This window comes from Rahnella inusitata, from assembly GCF_965118895.1.
Classification (GTDB): domain Bacteria; phylum Pseudomonadota; class Gammaproteobacteria; order Enterobacterales; family Enterobacteriaceae; genus Rahnella; species Rahnella inusitata_A.
Window position 1 is genome coordinate 1 of sequence record NZ_CBCPJJ010000012.1, and the last position, 16100, is coordinate 16100.

Below are 16100 nucleotides of genomic sequence, written 5' to 3' on the forward strand. Positions count from 1 at the left end.
TAATTCACCGAAGAAGGTTTCAATGCGGTCGATAGTACGGGTCACCGGATGCAAACCACCGTTTTCTATACGGCGGCCTGGCAGGGAAACGTCAATCGTCTCTTCGGCCAGACGGGCATTCAGTACTGCGGACTCCAGCGTATTTTTACGCGCATTCAAAGCTTCCTGAACTTGCGTTTTCGCTTCGTTGATCACGGCGCCCGCTGCTGGGCGTTCATCCGCTGGTAAGTCACGGAGGGTCGTCATCTGGAGTGTCAGGTGGCCTTTCTTACCCAGATATTCGACACGCACGTTATCCAGCGTGGCGATATCCTGAGCACTCTCTACGGCTGCCTTGGCGTTGGCAACCAGCTCTGCGAGATGTGGCATTGCTTTCCTCTTCTTCTGGCCAATATGGCCCGATGTAAAATAACCGTGATTAATCAGGGGCGCGATTTTGACCCTGAACCTTAGTGTATAAAGCACAGATACAAAAAAGCCTCCACGAGGGAGGCTTAGGCGCTACTTTTCGTTTCTTCTCTTACGCGCGAAAGCCTTCCTGAATCAGGCGCTAAAGTAAAAAAAGAAACGGAAAATAGCAGCATTCATGCTTGCGTTACCTTGTTGATGAAACTCTTGAACCGGAATTTAAACAACGTTGTCGATAGTACACAACGAATTAGGTTGTTTTCAAACACAAAATATAAAAGAGGGAGCAAGCTCCCTCTTTCACCTGACTTACGCCAGTGCTGCTTTCGCTTTCTCAACCAGAGCGGCAAATACCACTTTGTCGAAGACTGCGATGTCAGCCAAAATCTTACGGTCAATTTCAATAGAAGCTTTTTTCAAGCCGTTAATGAATTTGCTGTAAGACATGTCGTTCTGACGAGCTGCTGCGTTGATACGCGCGATCCACAGCTGACGGAACTGACGTTTCTTTTGACGACGGTCACGGTAAGCGTATTGACCAGCTTTGATAACAGCCTGGAATGCAACACGATATACGCGCGAACGGGCACCGTAGTAACCTTTCGCCTGCTTTAAAATTTTCTTGTGACGTGCACGTGCAATCACACCACGTTTTACGCGAGCCATATGCTCTCCTGAGTTTTATATTCTAGATGAAAAAAAGTGTATTTATGCGTACGGCAGACATGCAGAGACAAGGCCCAAATCGTTCTTGGATACCATGCCTTTTGGACGCAAGTGACGTTTACGCTTAGTAGCTTTTTTGGTCAGAATATGACGCAGGTTAGCGTGCTTACGCTTAAAACCACCGTTGGCGGTTTTTTTGAAGCGTTTAGCGGCGCCGCGTACTGTTTTGATCTTTGGCATTTTACATTCCACTTCGCATTGTTATTAACATGAATCAGAAAGGCGAATCCAGCATACGCGGTGCGAACACCGCGCAGCAGGATTACTTGGAAGCCTTACTGTTTCTTCTTAGGTGCGAGCACCATGATCATCTGACGACCTTCGATCTTCGTAGGGAAGGATTCGACAACGGCCAGTTCAGAATCTTCACACAGGTCTTTACGGACGCGGTTAAGCACTTCCATACCGATCTGTTGGTGCGCCATTTCACGCCCACGGAACCGCAGGGTGATTTTGGCTTTATCGCCATCTTCCAGAAAGCGAATCAGGTTGCGTAGTTTGACCTGATAGTCGCCATCATCGGTACCAGGTCGGAATTTGATTTCCTTAACCTGAATAACTTTTTGTTTCTTCTTCTGCTCTTTAGTCGACTTGCTCTTCTCGTAGAGGAATTTGCCGTAATCCATGATTCGACAAACTGGCGGCTCGGCATTCGGACTGATTTCTACTAAATCGACGCCCGCTTCCTCAGCTTTTTCAAGAGCTTCATTCAGACTGACAATACCAATCTGCTCGCCATCGACGCCTGTGAGGCGAACTTCTTGCGCGCGAATCTCTTTGTTAATGCGATTAGGACGCGCCGGTTGAACTCGTTTTCCGCCTTTAATACTTTATTCCTCCAGTTGATGAAGACTTCTGCTGCGGATTTCCGCCAGCAGTTTGTCAACGACTTCGCTAACATCCATGCTTCCTAAGTCTTTGCCGCGGCGAGTACGAACAGCAACTTTGCCTGCTTCGACCTCTTTATCGCCACAAACTAACATGTAAGGAACACGGCGTAGCGTGTGTTCGCGAATTTTAAAGCCAATCTTCTCATTTCTCAAGTCGGCTTTAACGCGAATGCCTGCATCTTGCAGTTTTTTAGTTAATTCTTCGACATAGGTAGCTTGTGTATCAGTAATATTCATGATCACTACCTGAACCGGAGCCATCCATGTTGGGAAGAAGCCTGCATATTCTTCAGTCAGAATACCAATGAAGCGCTCCATTGAACCCAGGATAGCACGGTGAATCATTACTGGTACCTGACGGTCGTTGCTTTCGCCAATATACGACGCGTTCAAACGACCAGGTAATGAAAAGTCGAGCTGCACGGTACCACACTGCCACGCACGATCCAAACAATCGTACAAGGTAAATTCAATTTTTGGACCGTAGAACGCACCTTCACCCGGCTGATAATCGAACGGAATGTCGTTTTCAGTCAGTGCTGCCGCGAGATCATCCTCAGCACGAGTCCACATTTCGTCAGTACCGATGCGCTTCTCAGGACGGGTGGATAATTTCACCACAATCTTCTGGAAACCAAAAGTGCTGTACATGTCATAGACCATGCGGATACAGCTGTTCACTTCATCACGCACCTGCTCTTCGGTACAGAAGATATGGGCATCATCCTGAGTGAAACCACGAACGCGCATCAGGCCATGCAACGCACCTGATGGCTCGTTACGGTGGCAGCTGCCGAACTCAGCCATACGCAGCGGCAGGTCACGGTAAGATTTCAGACCTTGATTAAAAATCTGAACATGGCCCGGGCAGTTCATCGGTTTGATGCAATATTCACGGTTTTCAGAAGACGTGGTGAACATTGCTTCTTTGTAGTTTTCCCAGTGACCTGTTTTTTCCCATAGTACGCGGTCCATCATGAACGGACCTTTCACTTCCTGATAGTCGTAAGACTTCAGTTTCATGCGTACGAAGGCCTCCAGCTCACGGAAAATTGTCCAGCCGTCATTGTGCCAGAACACCATGCCAGGTGCTTCTTCCTGCATGTGGTACAGGTCAAGTTGCTTACCAATTTTACGGTGATCGCGCTTGCCAGCTTCTTCCAGACGTTGCAGGTAGGCATTCAGTTGTTTTTTCTCAGCCCATGCTGTGCCGTAAATACGTTGCAGCATTTTGTTGTCGCTGTTGCCACGCCAGTACGCACCGGACGTTTTCTGCAATTTGAAATGATGGCAGAAACGCATGTTCGGAACGTGAGGACCACGGCACATATCGACGTATTCTTCGTGGTGATACAAACCAGGACGATCATCATGGCTGATGTTCTCATCCAGAATCGCCACTTTGTATTCTTCGCCACGGCTTGCAAAGGTGTCACGTGCTTCCTGCCAGCTGACTTTCTTTTTGATAACGTCGTAATTCTTTTCAGCCAGTTCGTGCATGCGCTTTTCAAGCAGTTCGATGTCTTCCTGAGTCAACGTGCGATCTAAATCAACGTCGTAGTAGAAGCCATTATCGATAACCGGGCCGATAGCCATTTTGGTGTCTGGCCACAGTTGCTTGATGGCATGACCCAAAAGGTGCGCACAGGAGTGGCGCAGAATTTCAAGACCGGCTTCGTCTTTAGTGGTAATGATCGCCAGTTGTGCATCAGCCTCGATAAGGTCGGTAGCATCCACCAGTTCGCCATTTACGCGGCCAGCAATACAGGCTTTCGCCAGACCAGGACCGATATCAAGGGCAACATCAAGAGGAGAAACGGGACGATCAAAAACGCGCTGGCTTCCATCAGGAAGAGTAATAACAGGCATGTTAATTCCTTAATCTACAGTGGTGCCCCACACGACAGAGCACATCTAGAAAAATATTTGAGTTTGAATTCGTATAGTTATTCACGCTATTCAACTTTACCTTGCCGAATATAAGCACCCTGAATACATCACAGTGTCGTATCGGGATGCGACGTAAAAACAGACAGGGAGTTTACCACCCGTAAAGTGCGCATTTCCAGCAACCTGTGTTGCTTAGTGTGGATATTTTTCGTGTAATCACTCCCGGAGCAGCTAAGGTAAATGAAAGACGCACACAAAAAGGGAAATTTATGACAGAAGTCGGCCAGTTATTTAAGGCAATCGGACTAGGTCTGGTGGTAATTCTTCCACTCGCTAACCCGTTAACAACGGTAGCACTACTACTCGGCCTTTCAGGAAACATGACCGCGCAGGAGAGAAACCAGCAATCGCTGATGGCGTCGGTCTATGTCTTCATCATTATGATGGTGGCCTTTTATGCCGGACAGGTAGTGATGAATACCTTTGGTATCTCCATACCAGGCCTGCGTATCGCTGGCGGTCTTATCGTGACATTTATCGGTTTCCGGATGCTTTTCCCACAGCAACACGTGGAAGAAAAAGTGCTGATGGAAAACAAGACTGAGGAAATGAAAAGACAGGATTCACCTAACATTGCATTTGTACCGCTGGCAATGCCAAGCACTGCAGGACCGGGTACGATTGCGATGATTATCAGCAGCGCATCGACCATCAATGACGGCGTCGATTTCCCGCACTGGGTGATCCTGATAGCGCCGGTAATTATTTTCTTCCTGGTAAGCCTGATTTTATGGCTGACACTGCGCAGCTCTGGCGCGATCATGCGTCTGGTAGGAAAAAGTGGGATTGAAGCGATTTCGAGACTGATGGGTTTCTTACTGGTGTGCATGGGCGTGCAGTTCGTGATTAACGGTATCAGTGAGATTATCACTCACTTTCCGCCAGCGGCCTGAGCTGCTGGCAGAAGATGCGATACGCTTAGCGCATAGCCAGATAGGCGTTATTTACTTTCCACAAATAACGCGGAGCCTGTGGCGCCGGGTGTTTTTTCTGCACGTGCTGATAAAACTCGGTCGGCGACATCTGATTAATTTGAGCAATCGCGAAGGTCTTATCTTTCGCGAATGTTCTCAGCAACGCCCCTGCTCCATTTACGTACGCTACGGTCGTCGCATATCGACGCGTCTCAGGATTGTTTATCCCGGCCAGCTGTTGCTGCAAAATGCTCAGATAAGCCGTGCCTAAGTCGATATTTACCGCCGGATCTTTAAGATCACGCGGTGAAGGCTGACCATAACGTCCCTTCATCCGGTAGGCATCGCGTCCTGCCGTTGAGGCCTTTAGCTGCATTAACCCAATCGCATTCGATTTACTGACAACGGTTGGGTTATATCCAGATTCGACCTGAATGATGGCTTTTACCAATGTTTCATCTACGCCGTAAGTGCTTGCCGCCTGACGAATAACTTCGCCGTAAGGTCCCTGATGCATTAATGAAGTATCAGCCCGCGAAGGCGGTGTTGGTTTCAAAAAATGCGTCGTCTGAACCGGCGTTTCTTTAGCGCAACCCGCCAGTAATAGCGCGGCCATCAAATAAAGAATGTTTGGTTTCACATTATCTCTCTCGCGACTTGGACGAGATGTAGCATATACATCTTCTTCCCACACCTGAATATATTTTTAGTCTATTATTAATATTGTTTTGTTAAACAAGGGGGTTAGAGGCATGTCGATAAGACAATTCTGCTAATAAAACCTGTTTCACTTCACATATTCTTAAATTGTCTTTTTCATTACCTTAAAGCTCAATTTCGCCGACGCTTACATTGCGTAAATTAAAGTCTTATTCTGATTCAGCCGTGCGCAGGATCAGGTTTTTGAGGCAAAAAAAACGCTAACTTAATGAATTATCGGGCCAGTCAGAAGGGGTGATACCATGTGGCAAGCCGTCAATCGTTTGTTGAGTGAACATCTGGGCAGTGCAGAAATCCGCGAACGTGTTGAGCTTCCGGGAGGAGAAATTCATCCCGCCTGGCGGCTAAGTTATGGTGACAGGGATGTATTTGTGAAGTGCAACGCGCGTGAAATGTTACCGATTTTCGCCGCCGAAGCCGATCAGCTCGCGCTGCTCGCCCGCAGCCAGACCGTGCGCGTTCCTGAAGTGTATGGCGTCGGCAGCGATCGCGATTACAGTTTTCTGCTACTCGAATACATTCCGCAAAAGCCACTTGATGCTCACAACGCCTATTTATTAGGTCAGCAACTCGCAGCACTGCATGAGTGGAGTGAACAGTTACAGTTCGGGTTGGATTTCGATAATGAACTGGCAACGCTTCCGCAACCCAACAGCTGGCAACGCCGCTGGGCGACATTTTTCGCAGAGCAGCGTATCGGCTGGCAGTTACAGCTGGCGGCAGAAAAAGGCATGATCTTTGGCAATATCGAAGATATCACCGCCATGGTTCATGGCCGTCTGCAAAATCACCAGCCCCAACCCTCTCTGCTACACGGCGATTTATGGCCGCATAACTGTGGCCTTGCTGATAATGGCCCGGTGATTTTCGATCCCGCCTGTTATTGGGGCGACAGAGAATGCGATCTGGCGATGCTGCCGTTATATCCGAATGTGCCTCCCCAGCTTTATGATGGCTATCAGAGTAAGACACCGTTGCCCGATGACTTCATTTCGAGGCAGCCGATATACCAGTTATATTATTTGCTAAACCGTAGCAATTTATTCGGGGGACAGCATCAGGTAGTGGCCCAACGCGCCGTAGAAAGATTGTTACACGATGATATTAGTTAGCAGGGTAAATAAGTGAAAGCACAAACAAATAAGGCCTGAATATTTAAAGTATTCAGGCCTTATTTATGCAGCAAACCGTTTATTGGCTCGCCCAATTTGTAATCTGTCAGACCAGTAAACCCAGCAATTTCAAAATGAAATAGCCGATAATGGCAATGATAATTGGCAAAATGTACAGCGGGAAATATTGCACAAAAATCGTATGACGCGGGATTACAATCCGTTCTTCAATCTGAGGACGTGTGCGCCCTTCTGCGCCTTTGGCCTGTTCCAGAATTAGCTGATCCTGAATGCCTTCCCGAATATGTTTCACCTGACGAGACATTCTTGCGCCAGACGCCTGAAGCGCCAGACCGACAAAAATTAGCCAATAAATAATAAAGAACATAATGTTCGCGCTGGTCATCCCCTGGCCTAAAGACGGCACCGGTGAGTTGTACCAGAAAATATTAAGAAAAGTGGTGTTAAATCGCACCATATCCACCATGACGTGGACGAAATCCAGCATCACCGCATTGATGCCCTGCTGAGCTTTAGTATGCTCATTAATAAAAGTAAGCAATGAAATCAGTGTAGAAAGCAGCGCAGGGATGAAAATTACCCACCCTGCAATCCTTTTAAGGACTGCGACACGTCCGGCTTGTTGGTACGTCATGAATTCCCCTTGTTAGGACGTCTTTATCAACGGCTAAGTTTACTCACAGAAAGTCTGCTCTGCTCATCATTTTAATCAGTTAGCACCACACTTCGTCGAAAATAGGCCCTTTAGGAATTTGAGCAACGGATTTATCCGTTTCACCACCAGTGATAGAGTAGCATTTCATTCACTGATACGGAGTTCACCCGCATGGCTTATGCACGCCCTGTAAATGCCGCAATTTTCGATATGGATGGTCTGTTAATTGATTCTGAACCTTTATGGGTTCAGGCAGAACTCGATGTGTTCAGCAGTCTCGGTGTGGATATTTCACAACGGCATTTACTGCCAGATACACTTGGCCTGCGCATCGATCAGGTAGTGCGGATGTGGTATCAGGCGCTGCCGTGGCACGGGCCGAACCAGGAAGAAACCTCAGCAATGGTGATCGCCCGCACGATCGAGTTGGTTGAACAAACCCGCCCACTGCTGCCCGGTGTGACGCATGCGCTGGAAATGTGCCGCGATCAGGGGCTGAAAATCGGTCTCGCTTCCGCGTCGCCGCTGCACATGCTCGATAGCGTGCTGGAGATGTTCAACCTGCAGTCGTATTTTCAGGTGCGCGTGTCTGCCGAAAAACTGCCGTACAGCAAGCCCCATCCGGAAGTGTATCTGCTCGCTGCCGCCGAGTTGCAGGTCGATCCGCTAAACTGCGTCACGCTGGAAGACTCCTTTAACGGCATGATCGCCACCAAAGCGGCGCGTATGCGTTCGATAGTCGTTCCGGCACATGAATTCAGCGCCGACCCGCGCTGGGCGCTGGCAGATACCAAATTGTCCTCACTTGAAGAACTTGTTCCCGCACACATCCGCTGACTGTCAGGCGTAGCAGACTGAAATCCGCTGCCGCGCCGTTGATTTCCTCTTCGCTCTCTTTCGTATTCCCTTCCCTCCCCTCCTTGTCGGTTAATTTCGGAAATCTTGAGCTGCCTCATAAATAAATAAAACGTTATTTCATTTTTATTGAATTCGCATGCCAATGAACTTATGCTTTCTGTAATACGGACGAGCCGGGTGCTCTCCTGCTTCTGTACGCTGTTACTGCCACGCAACGGTCAGACTAGCCCGGCAAGTCCTCCTTAATATGCACATCACAACGCACGAGAGGCACGACATGCAAGTTCGTCAAAGCATCCACAGCGACCACGCTAAAACCCTTGATACCTCTGAGTTACGCCGCGAGTTTCTCATTGAAAAGATCTTCGAGAGAAATGCCTACACCATGACGTACAGTCATATCGACCGCATTATTGTGGGTGGCGTGATGCCAGCTGAAAAAACGGTCTCTGTCGGGGACGAAGTCGGTCAGCAGCTTGGCGTGAGCTATTTCCTTGAGCGCCGTGAGCTGGGTGTGATAAATGTCGGCGGGCCAGGCGTCATCGTCGTCGATGGCACAACTTATGAAATCGGTCATGAAGAAGCGCTGTACGTCGGTAAAGGCGCGAAACTGGTTGAATTCAGTAGTATAGATGCCACTAAACCGGCCAAGTTTTACTACAATAGTGCTCCGGCTCACACCACTTTTCCGAACAAAAAAATTACGCTTGCAGAGGCCTCTCCGCAAACTATCGGCGATGCCGCCACCAGCAACCGCCGCACCATCAACAAATTCATCGTGCCGGACGTTCTGGAAACCTGCCAGCTGACCATGGGGCTGACCAAACTGGAAGAAGGCAGCCTGTGGAATACCATGCCGTGCCACACCCATGAGCGCCGTATGGAAGTGTATTTCTACTTCAACATGGAAGAAGAGACCGCGGTCTTCCACATGATGGGGCAACCACAGGAAACGCGTCATCTGCTCGTTCACAATGAGCAGGCGGTAATTTCTCCGAGCTGGTCTATCCATGCGGGCGTGGGAACAAAAAACTATACCTTTATCTGGGGTATGGTCGGTGAAAATCAGGTATTCGACGACATGGATCATGTCAAAGTCAGCGAGATTCGCTAATCCAGTGGCTCCGCCACATTCCGGCGGAGCCTTCCAATCTTTCAGGCGAATGTGCCGTTGCAAAAGAGACTCTGATTATGATCCTCAATGCGTTTGAATTAACTGGCAAAGTTGCCATCGTGACCGGTTGCAATACCGGGCTTGGGCAAGGAATGGCGCTCGGACTGGCGCAGGCGGGCTGCGATATCGTCGGCATTAATGTGTCTGAGCCGGATGAAACAGCTGAAAAAATCGTCGCAACCGGCCGACGCTTCCTCGACCTGCGCGCCGATTTGAGCAGCATTCAGGGAATTCCTGAACTGATAGAAAAAGCGGTCAGCGAATTCGGCCATATTGATATTCTGGTTAATAACGCCGGGATTATCCGCCGTGAGGATGCTATCGAATTTAGTGAAAAGAACTGGGACGACGTCATGAACGTCAACAGCAAAACGCTGTTCTTTATGTCCCAAGCCGTCGCGAAACAGTTCATCAAACAAGGTAACGGTGGCAAGATCATTAACATCGCGTCGATGCTGTCCTATCAGGGCGGAATACGTGTACCCTCCTACACCGCGTCGAAAAGTGCGGTGATGGGTCTGACCCGGCTGATGGCCAATGAATGGGCGAAGCATAACGTTAACGTGAATGCGATTGCACCGGGGTACATGGCGACCAACAATACTGAGCAACTACGCTCGGACGGTGAGCGCAGTAAAGAGATCCTCGATCGTATCCCGGCGGGACGCTGGGGCTTGCCAGAAGACGTGATGGGGCCGGTGGTTTTCCTGTCCTCCAAAGCTTCGGATTATGTCAATGGCTACACCATCGCCGTCGACGGTGGCTGGCTGGCCCGCTAAAAATAATACGTGACAATTTAAAGGCGTATTTCTATACGCCTTTTCCCCTTTAATCAATCCATTGACAATTAGTTACAGGGTTCCGCTTCCACGATTGTGACAGTTTCACTTATACTGGATAAAATAACAGTTATCCAGTTCGGACGCGTCATGACGGCGGAAGGCCACCTCATTTTTTCTATCGCCTGTGCGGTATTTGCCAAGAAGGCGCAGCTCTCACCCGAGCTGGCGCACGGCGACTGGTGGCATATTATCCCAGGGTCGTTGCTGACGTGCCTGCTGCCGGACATTGATCACCCAAAATCACTGATCGGCCAGCGCCTGAAATGGATTTCCCATCCGATTGCCCGTGCCTTTGGCCATCGCGGTTTTACGCACAGCCTGCTGGCGGTCATCGGCGGTATTTTTCTTTTACGTACCCATTTCCCCCACGACTGGGTTATCCCGGCTGATGCCTTTCATGCCATGGTCATTGGCTATCTCAGCCATATTCTTGCCGATATGCTGACGCCGGCGGGTGTTCCTCTGCTCTGGCCGTGCCGCTGGCGTTTTCGCCTGCCAATTATTAACAGTCAGAAGGGCAACCAGCTGGAACGAACGCTCTGCCTGGTATTGGTCGGATTTACGCTGTTCTGGCCCGACTGGACGCCCATCATTGGTGCAATCAACCCCGATATATTTAATCATCTGCTGAAACTCTTTATCTGATTAGCATAAAATTTCGGCAATCCGGCGATAATTAATACGAATACCACCAAAAAGTTATAATGCATTCTTTTTGGATATAAATGATCGTGCACCCAAACTGATATTCTTCACTCCAACGCTATGGGATGGTGCAATCCTTTTTGGAACACCCGTTTAAAATATAAAACTATAAGTCTGGAGTTTGGTATGAATCTTCCGCTCGTTCTTAACGTAGTGGTTTTTGTTGCTTTGCTTATACTGCTGGCGCAAACCCGTCACAAGCAGTGGAGTCTGGCAAAGAAAGTCCTGGCAGGTCTGGGGCTCGGCGTAGTATTTGGTCTGGCACTGCAGCTTATTTACGGCTCTGATGACCCGGTTCTGAAAACGTCAATTACCTGGTTTAACATCGTCGGTAATGGTTATGTGCAGTTGCTGCAAATGATCGTGATGCCGCTGGTGTTCGTTTCTATTTTAAGTGCGGTCGCAAAATTACATAACGCGTCCTCATTGGGTAAAATCAGTTTCCTGACCATCGGCACTCTGCTGTTCACTACGCTTATCGCCTCACTGGTCGGTATCTTTGTGACAGGTCTGTTTGGCCTGACCGCGGAAGGTCTGGTGCAGGGTACGCAGGAAACCGCGCGTCTGACCGCTATTCAGTCCAACTATGTTGGCAAAGTGGCAGACCTGAGTGTGCCTCAGCTGATCCTTTCCTTTATACCTAAGAACCCGTTTGCCGATCTGACCGGTGCAAGCCCGACGTCAATCATCAGTGTCGTGATCTTCGCCGCGTTTGTGGGCGTTGCTGCCCTGCAGCTGGTGAAAGATGATGCGGAGAAAGGCCCTCGCGTTTTGGTCTTCATTGATACCCTGCAGGCGTGGGTGATGAAGCTGGTGCGTCTGGTGATGAAACTGACTCCTTACGGCGTGTTGGCTTTGATGACCAAAGTGGTGGCAGGTTCGAACGTTCAGGATATCGTCAAGCTGGGCAGCTTCGTGGTGGCTTCATATCTGGGTCTGGCGATTATGTTCGTCGTCCACGCTGTCCTGTTGTCCTTCACCGGCGTTAACCCGGCTAAATTTTTCCGTAAAGTCTGGCCAGTGCTGACCTTCGCTTTCACCAGCCGTTCAAGCGCAGCGACTATCCCGCTGAGCGTGGAAGCGCAAACCCGTCGTTTGGGTATTCCGGAATCTATCGCCAGCTTCGCAGCATCCTTTGGCGCCACTATTGGCCAGAATGGCTGTGCCGGTCTGTATCCGACCATGCTGGCCGTAATGGTTGCCCCGACAGTCGGCATCAACCCATTTGATCCTATGTGGATTGCCACACTGGTAGGTATCGTAACACTGAGTTCTGCGGGTGTTGCAGGCGTCGGGGGCGGTGCAACCTTTGCTGCGTTGATAGTGTTACCAGCAATGGGTCTGCCGGTCACGCTGGTCGCGCTGCTTATCTCCGTTGAACCACTGATCGATATGGGTCGTACTGCGCTGAACGTCAGTGGTTCCATGACCGCCGGTACCATCACCAGCCAAATCCTGAAGCAAACCGATAAGACGGTAATGGATTCAGAAGAAACGGCTGAGCTGGCTCACCGCTAAGTACCCGAAGTTTAAAAACAAAAAACCGAAGCTAAGCTTCGGTTTTTTTTCGTCTGAATCTGGCGCCTTTACGGCGTGTATCTCAGAAAGGATAGTCGTGGAAACCAATCTGCTCTGAAATATTGCGCGCCGCCGTGTGCAACATAGCAACGTAATCAGTTTTACTTTCTTCAGAGAAACGAATCGTCGGGAAGGAAATACTCAACCCCGCGATCACCACGCCAAAGCGGTCGAATACCGGCACAGCGATACAACGAAGCCCCTGCTCCTGCTCTTCATTATCTTCACCGTAACCTTGCACACGCACCTGATCCAGCGCCTTTTGTAAATCAGCAGCATTCATGATGGTATTTTCAGTACTGCGGGTGAATTCAATTTCCTGTAACAGCGCACCGACTTCGGCTTTATCGCCCCACGCCATCAGCACTTTACCGATAGCGGTGGTATGCAGCGGGTTACGGCGACCGATACGGGAATGCATACGCAGGTTATACATCGAATCGATTTTATGGATGTAAACAATGCCGTCTTCATCCAGCGCACCAAGGTGGATGGTTTCACGTGTCAGACGCGACAATTCACGCATCTGAATATCCGCACTGCGGATCAGATCGACGTTTTGCAACGCTTTCGCGCCCAGTTCAAACAATTTGAGGGTCAGCGAGTATTTCTCTGATTCCCCTTCCTGCGCGACATATCCCAAAGATTTCATCGTCTGCAAAAAACGATAGACAGTACTTTTGGACATCATGACGCGTTGAGAAAGTTCAGTGATACCAATCTCACGCTCTTCGCCCAGCGCCTGCAAAATACCAAAAACTTTCAGGACTGAGGAAACGGAATCGGGTTGCTTATCAAGATCTGCGATAGCCATAGAATGAATTACCTGCTCGCGTTGGTTTTGTTTCAAAAAAAATAGAACGTGGTTTTTATTATAGTGGCAAGCATCACGCGGAAGCAATCGGGGTATTGAACAGCAGTGTAAGAACTGTTAACTCCGTTTCATAATCTGCACCGTCAAAATAAATCGTCACAGACTGTGACTGTTGTCACTTTACGTTGATTAGCGTAGTAATATTACCCTCACTGATGACAATGCACTGCAGACTCTATGACGCCGACTTCAATACCCAACGACGGACTTCCCGTTCCCCAGCGATATGGGGCGATTATAGCAATCGCTCTGGGCATCACCGTTTCGGTCCTCGATGGTGCCATCGCCAACGTGGCACTCCCGACGATCGCCAATGATTTCCACGCCAGCCCTGCAGCGTCAATTTGGGTGGTGAACGCCTACCAGTTGGCGATTACCATCTCGCTACTTTCTCTCGCCTCGTTAGGGGATATTTTCGGCTACCGTCGTATCTATCAGACAGGCCTGCTGGTGTTTAGTATTACATCGCTGTTTTGTGCGCTCTCAGACTCACTGGCCACGCTGACTGTCGCCCGCGTTTTACAGGGCTTTGGGGCGGCGGCGATCATGAGCGTCAACACGGCGCTCATCCGGATTATTTATCCGCAACGCTTTCTGGGCCGAGGCGTGGGGATCAATGCGCTAATTGTCGCTGTCTCGTCTGCCGCCGGGCCAACTATCGCGGCCGGGATCTTGTCGGTGGCCTCGTGGCAATGGCTGTTTGCCATCAACGTCCCTATCGGGATCGCCGCCCTGCTGCTGGGTCTTAAATTCCTGCCACCTAATCCGACAAGAAGCCAGGGGCAACGCTTTGATTTTACCAGCAGCGTAATGAATGCGCTGACCTTTGGGTTGCTGATCATCGCCATCAGCGGTTTTGCTCAGGGCCAGAATCATTTACTGATTCTGGGAGAGGTGGTTGCATTGCTGATTATTGGCTGGTTCTTCGTACGCCGTCAGCTCTCGCAGCCTTTTCCTCTGCTGCCGGTGGATTTGCTGCGTATTCCCATTTTCAGTCTGTCACTCGGTACCTCGCTGTGTTCCTTCAGCGCGCAAATGCTGGCATTCGTCTCACTGCCCTTCTTCTTGCAAAATACGCTTGGTCTGAATTCGGTGGATACCGGTCTGCTGCTGACACCGTGGCCGCTGGCGACGATGGTGATGGCACCGATTGCAGGACGACTGGTCGAGCGTTATCACCCCGGAATGCTGGGTGGCATCGGGCTTATCGTCTTTTCATTCGGACTGTTTTCACTCTCCTTACTGCCACCGGAACCTTCACATCTGAATATTATCTGGCGCATGCTGCTGTGTGGCGCGGGATTTGGGTTATTCCAGTCGCCGAATAATCACACCATCATTACCTCTGCGCCGCGTAACCGCAGTGGGGGTGCCAGCGGCTTGCTGGGCACCGCGCGTCTGTTGGGCCAAACGACGGGCGCGGCAATGGTGGCGCTCATGTTCAACCTGTTCCCCGAGCACGGTACCCATGCGTCGCTGATCCTGGCAGGCACACTGGCTGGAACCGGGGCATTAGTCAGTCTGTTGCGTATGACACAAAAAACCAGCAGCCAAAAGGCCGCTGAAAATCTGAAATCCTGAGCAGGTCTCAGAATGCAAAATGCCCGGCAATTGCCGGGCATTTTTATTTAGCGCGTTATTATGCTTACTTCAGATATTCACCGCTGCGCAGCGCTTCAATACGTTTGTCCAGTGGCGGGTGAGACATAAACAGCTCACTGAAAGACTTGGATTTACCATTGATACAAAACGCCATCATGCTGCCTGCTTCCTGCGGTTCATGGCTGGTTTTCAGGCGCTGCAACGCTGCGATCATTTTCTCACGACCGACCAGTTTCGCGGAACCGGCATCTGCATGGAACTCACGGTAACGCGAGAACCACATCGTGATAATGCTGGCCAGAATCCCGAACACCAACTCCAGTACTGTAGCTACGGCGAAATAAATCATCGGATTACCGTTACCACTTTCTTCACCATCACGGTTGCCGGACAAGAAACCGGAAGCCACCTGCGCAATCAGACGTGAAATGAAGATCACGAAGGTGTTCACGACACCCTGAATCAGGGTCATGGTGACCATATCGCCGTTGGCAATGTGGCTGATTTCGTGGGCAATAACCGCTTCGGCTTCATCCTGACTCATGCTTTGCAATAAACCGGTACTCACGGCCACCAACGAGGCATCGCGGCGCGCACCGGTTGCGAACGCGTTGATATCCGGCGCATGATAAATCGCGACCTGCGGCATCCCGATACCGGCTTGCTGAGACTGACGGCGTACGGTTTCCACCAGCCAGCGCTCTGTTTCATTACGCGGCTGCTCGATAACTTCACCACCCACCGAGCGCAACGCCATCCATTTAGACATCAGCAGAGAGACGATAGAACCACCGAAACCAAATAGCCCGGCCATGATCATCAGCCCCGGCACGCTGCTGGACTGAATGCCCGTCAGGCTGAGCACCAGCCCGAAGACCAGCATAACTGCCAGGTTAGTCATCAGGAACAACGCTATACGCATCATAAAATTTTCATTTCCTCTTCGTTACTTCATTATTATTTATTGAGTCGAACAACCGGTGAATCTCACACCCGGCTGATACTGATCCTATGGGCTTCTTTTACGGATTCAAGAGTCTGCGCACTACAGCTACCCAAAATCACAATACT

17 protein-coding genes, 1 pseudogene and 1 other annotated feature are annotated in these 16100 nt (G+C 49.9%); of the genes and pseudogenes, 8 read left to right on the top strand and 10 right to left on the bottom strand.

The window, feature by feature from the left end:
• The 6 genes and pseudogenes from ACMHLI_RS13095 to thrS form a co-directional block, all read right to left on the bottom strand.
• A pseudogene (locus ACMHLI_RS13095) lies at positions 1-369 on the bottom strand (phenylalanine--tRNA ligase subunit alpha); the annotation flags it as partial.
• Between the two features lie 99 nt (positions 370-468).
• Positions 469-593: a sequence feature (Phe leader region), on the bottom strand.
• The gene (pheM, locus tag ACMHLI_RS13100; protein WP_106120997.1) at positions 544-588 is read right to left on the bottom strand and encodes a pheST operon leader peptide PheM; all 45 of its coding nucleotides are present in this window, start codon (positions 586-588) and stop codon (positions 544-546) included. Its footprint overlaps the feature before it by 45 nt.
• 124 nt (positions 594-717) lie before the next feature.
• Complete coding sequence (gene rplT, locus ACMHLI_RS13105; RefSeq protein WP_056773451.1) at positions 718-1074, bottom strand: 50S ribosomal protein L20; 357 nt, start codon at positions 1072-1074, stop codon at positions 718-720.
• A 42-nt stretch (positions 1075-1116) separates the two neighbouring features.
• The gene (rpmI, locus tag ACMHLI_RS13110; RefSeq protein WP_056773448.1) at positions 1117-1314 is read right to left on the bottom strand and encodes a 50S ribosomal protein L35; all 198 of its coding nucleotides are present in this window, start codon (positions 1312-1314) and stop codon (positions 1117-1119) included.
• Positions 1315-1409: 95 nt separating this feature from the next.
• The gene (gene infC / locus ACMHLI_RS13115) at positions 1410-1961 is read right to left on the bottom strand and encodes a translation initiation factor IF-3 (protein ID WP_013576136.1); all 552 of its coding nucleotides are present in this window, start codon (positions 1959-1961) and stop codon (positions 1410-1412) included.
• 3 nt (positions 1962-1964) lie between these two features.
• A complete protein-coding gene (gene thrS / locus ACMHLI_RS13120; protein WP_413529861.1) occupies positions 1965-3893 on the bottom strand; it encodes a threonine--tRNA ligase in 1929 nt (642 codons plus the stop codon).
• Between the two features lie 290 nt (positions 3894-4183).
• On the opposite strand from thrS, the gene ACMHLI_RS13125 reads away from it, so the two are divergent.
• Entirely contained in the window at positions 4184-4867 is a 684-nt protein-coding gene (locus tag ACMHLI_RS13125) for a MarC family NAAT transporter (protein ID WP_413529862.1), read from the top strand.
• A gap of 25 nt (positions 4868-4892) precedes the next feature.
• Here ACMHLI_RS13125 and ACMHLI_RS13130 read toward each other — a convergent pair whose 3' ends face one another.
• Positions 4893-5528, bottom strand: a complete 636-nt coding sequence (locus ACMHLI_RS13130) for a transglycosylase SLT domain-containing protein (RefSeq protein ID WP_413529911.1) — start codon at positions 5526-5528, stop codon at positions 4893-4895.
• 322 nt (positions 5529-5850) lie between these two features.
• Here ACMHLI_RS13130 and ACMHLI_RS13135 point away from each other — a divergent pair, with 322 nt between their 5' ends.
• The gene (locus ACMHLI_RS13135; protein ID WP_413529863.1) at positions 5851-6720 is read left to right on the top strand and encodes a fructosamine kinase family protein; all 870 of its coding nucleotides are present in this window, start codon (positions 5851-5853) and stop codon (positions 6718-6720) included.
• Between the two features lie 106 nt (positions 6721-6826).
• Here the strand turns inward: ACMHLI_RS13135 and ACMHLI_RS13140 are convergent, their stop codons facing one another.
• Entirely contained in the window at positions 6827-7375 is a 549-nt protein-coding gene (locus ACMHLI_RS13140; protein ID WP_413529864.1) for a YniB family protein, read from the bottom strand.
• A 192-nt stretch (positions 7376-7567) separates the two neighbouring features.
• On the opposite strand from ACMHLI_RS13140, the gene hxpB reads away from it, so the two are divergent.
• The 5 genes from hxpB (at position 7568) to ACMHLI_RS13165 (ending at position 12493) form a co-directional block, all read left to right on the top strand.
• A complete protein-coding gene (hxpB, locus tag ACMHLI_RS13145; protein WP_413529865.1) occupies positions 7568-8233 on the top strand; it encodes a hexitol phosphatase HxpB in 666 nt (221 codons plus the stop codon).
• Between the two features lie 298 nt (positions 8234-8531).
• On the top strand, positions 8532-9368 hold the full coding sequence (gene kduI / locus ACMHLI_RS13150; RefSeq protein ID WP_413529866.1) for a 5-dehydro-4-deoxy-D-glucuronate isomerase: 837 nt from the start codon (positions 8532-8534) through the stop codon (positions 9366-9368).
• A gap of 77 nt (positions 9369-9445) precedes the next feature.
• Positions 9446-10207 (top strand): 2-dehydro-3-deoxy-D-gluconate 5-dehydrogenase KduD, encoded by a 762-nt coding sequence (gene kduD / locus ACMHLI_RS13155; RefSeq protein ID WP_413529867.1) that lies wholly within the window; start codon positions 9446-9448, stop codon positions 10205-10207.
• A 150-nt stretch (positions 10208-10357) separates the two neighbouring features.
• Positions 10358-10915, top strand: coding sequence for a metal-dependent hydrolase (locus ACMHLI_RS13160; protein ID WP_413529868.1), 558 nt, complete (start codon positions 10358-10360; stop codon positions 10913-10915).
• Between the two features lie 186 nt (positions 10916-11101).
• Positions 11102-12493, top strand: a complete 1392-nt coding sequence (locus tag ACMHLI_RS13165; RefSeq protein ID WP_413529869.1) for an L-cystine transporter — start codon at positions 11102-11104, stop codon at positions 12491-12493.
• An 82-nt stretch (positions 12494-12575) separates the two neighbouring features.
• On the opposite strand, the gene kdgR is transcribed toward ACMHLI_RS13165, so the two are convergent.
• Positions 12576-13367, bottom strand: a complete 792-nt coding sequence (gene kdgR / locus ACMHLI_RS13170) for a DNA-binding transcriptional regulator KdgR (protein ID WP_413529870.1) — start codon at positions 13365-13367, stop codon at positions 12576-12578.
• 237 nt (positions 13368-13604) lie between these two features.
• Here kdgR and ACMHLI_RS13175 point away from each other — a divergent pair, with 237 nt between their 5' ends.
• Positions 13605-15008, top strand: coding sequence for an MFS transporter (locus ACMHLI_RS13175; RefSeq protein WP_413529871.1), 1404 nt, complete (start codon positions 13605-13607; stop codon positions 15006-15008).
• A gap of 64 nt (positions 15009-15072) precedes the next feature.
• Here ACMHLI_RS13175 and htpX read toward each other — a convergent pair whose 3' ends face one another.
• Entirely contained in the window at positions 15073-15954 is an 882-nt protein-coding gene (gene htpX / locus ACMHLI_RS13180; RefSeq protein ID WP_413529872.1) for a protease HtpX, read from the bottom strand.
• Positions 15955-16100 lie beyond the last annotated feature (146 nt).

Excerpts from the sequence above, each read along its gene's own strand:
- rplT (WP_056773451.1), bottom strand. The coding sequence starts at position 1,074 with ATGGCTCGCGTAAAACGTGGTGTGATTGCACGTGCACGTCACAAGAAA.
- rpmI (WP_056773448.1), bottom strand. The coding sequence starts at position 1,314 with ATGCCAAAGATCAAAACAGTACGCGGCGCCGCTAAACGCTTCAAAAAA.
- thrS (WP_413529861.1), bottom strand. The coding sequence starts at position 3,893 with ATGCCTGTTATTACTCTTCCTGATGGAAGCCAGCGCGTTTTTGATCGT.
- ACMHLI_RS13125 (WP_413529862.1), top strand. The coding sequence starts at position 4,184 with ATGACAGAAGTCGGCCAGTTATTTAAGGCAATCGGACTAGGTCTGGTG.
- ACMHLI_RS13135 (WP_413529863.1), top strand. The coding sequence starts at position 5,851 with ATGTGGCAAGCCGTCAATCGTTTGTTGAGTGAACATCTGGGCAGTGCA.
- ACMHLI_RS13140 (WP_413529864.1), bottom strand. The coding sequence starts at position 7,375 with ATGACGTACCAACAAGCCGGACGTGTCGCAGTCCTTAAAAGGATTGCA.
- hxpB (WP_413529865.1), top strand. The coding sequence starts at position 7,568 with ATGGCTTATGCACGCCCTGTAAATGCCGCAATTTTCGATATGGATGGT.
- kduI (WP_413529866.1), top strand. The coding sequence starts at position 8,532 with ATGCAAGTTCGTCAAAGCATCCACAGCGACCACGCTAAAACCCTTGAT.
- kduD (WP_413529867.1), top strand. The coding sequence starts at position 9,446 with ATGATCCTCAATGCGTTTGAATTAACTGGCAAAGTTGCCATCGTGACC.
- ACMHLI_RS13160 (WP_413529868.1), top strand. The coding sequence starts at position 10,358 with ATGACGGCGGAAGGCCACCTCATTTTTTCTATCGCCTGTGCGGTATTT.
- ACMHLI_RS13165 (WP_413529869.1), top strand. The coding sequence starts at position 11,102 with ATGAATCTTCCGCTCGTTCTTAACGTAGTGGTTTTTGTTGCTTTGCTT.
- kdgR (WP_413529870.1), bottom strand. The coding sequence starts at position 13,367 with ATGGCTATCGCAGATCTTGATAAGCAACCCGATTCCGTTTCCTCAGTC.
- ACMHLI_RS13175 (WP_413529871.1), top strand. The coding sequence starts at position 13,605 with ATGACGCCGACTTCAATACCCAACGACGGACTTCCCGTTCCCCAGCGA.
- htpX (WP_413529872.1), bottom strand. The coding sequence starts at position 15,954 with ATGATGCGTATAGCGTTGTTCCTGATGACTAACCTGGCAGTTATGCTG.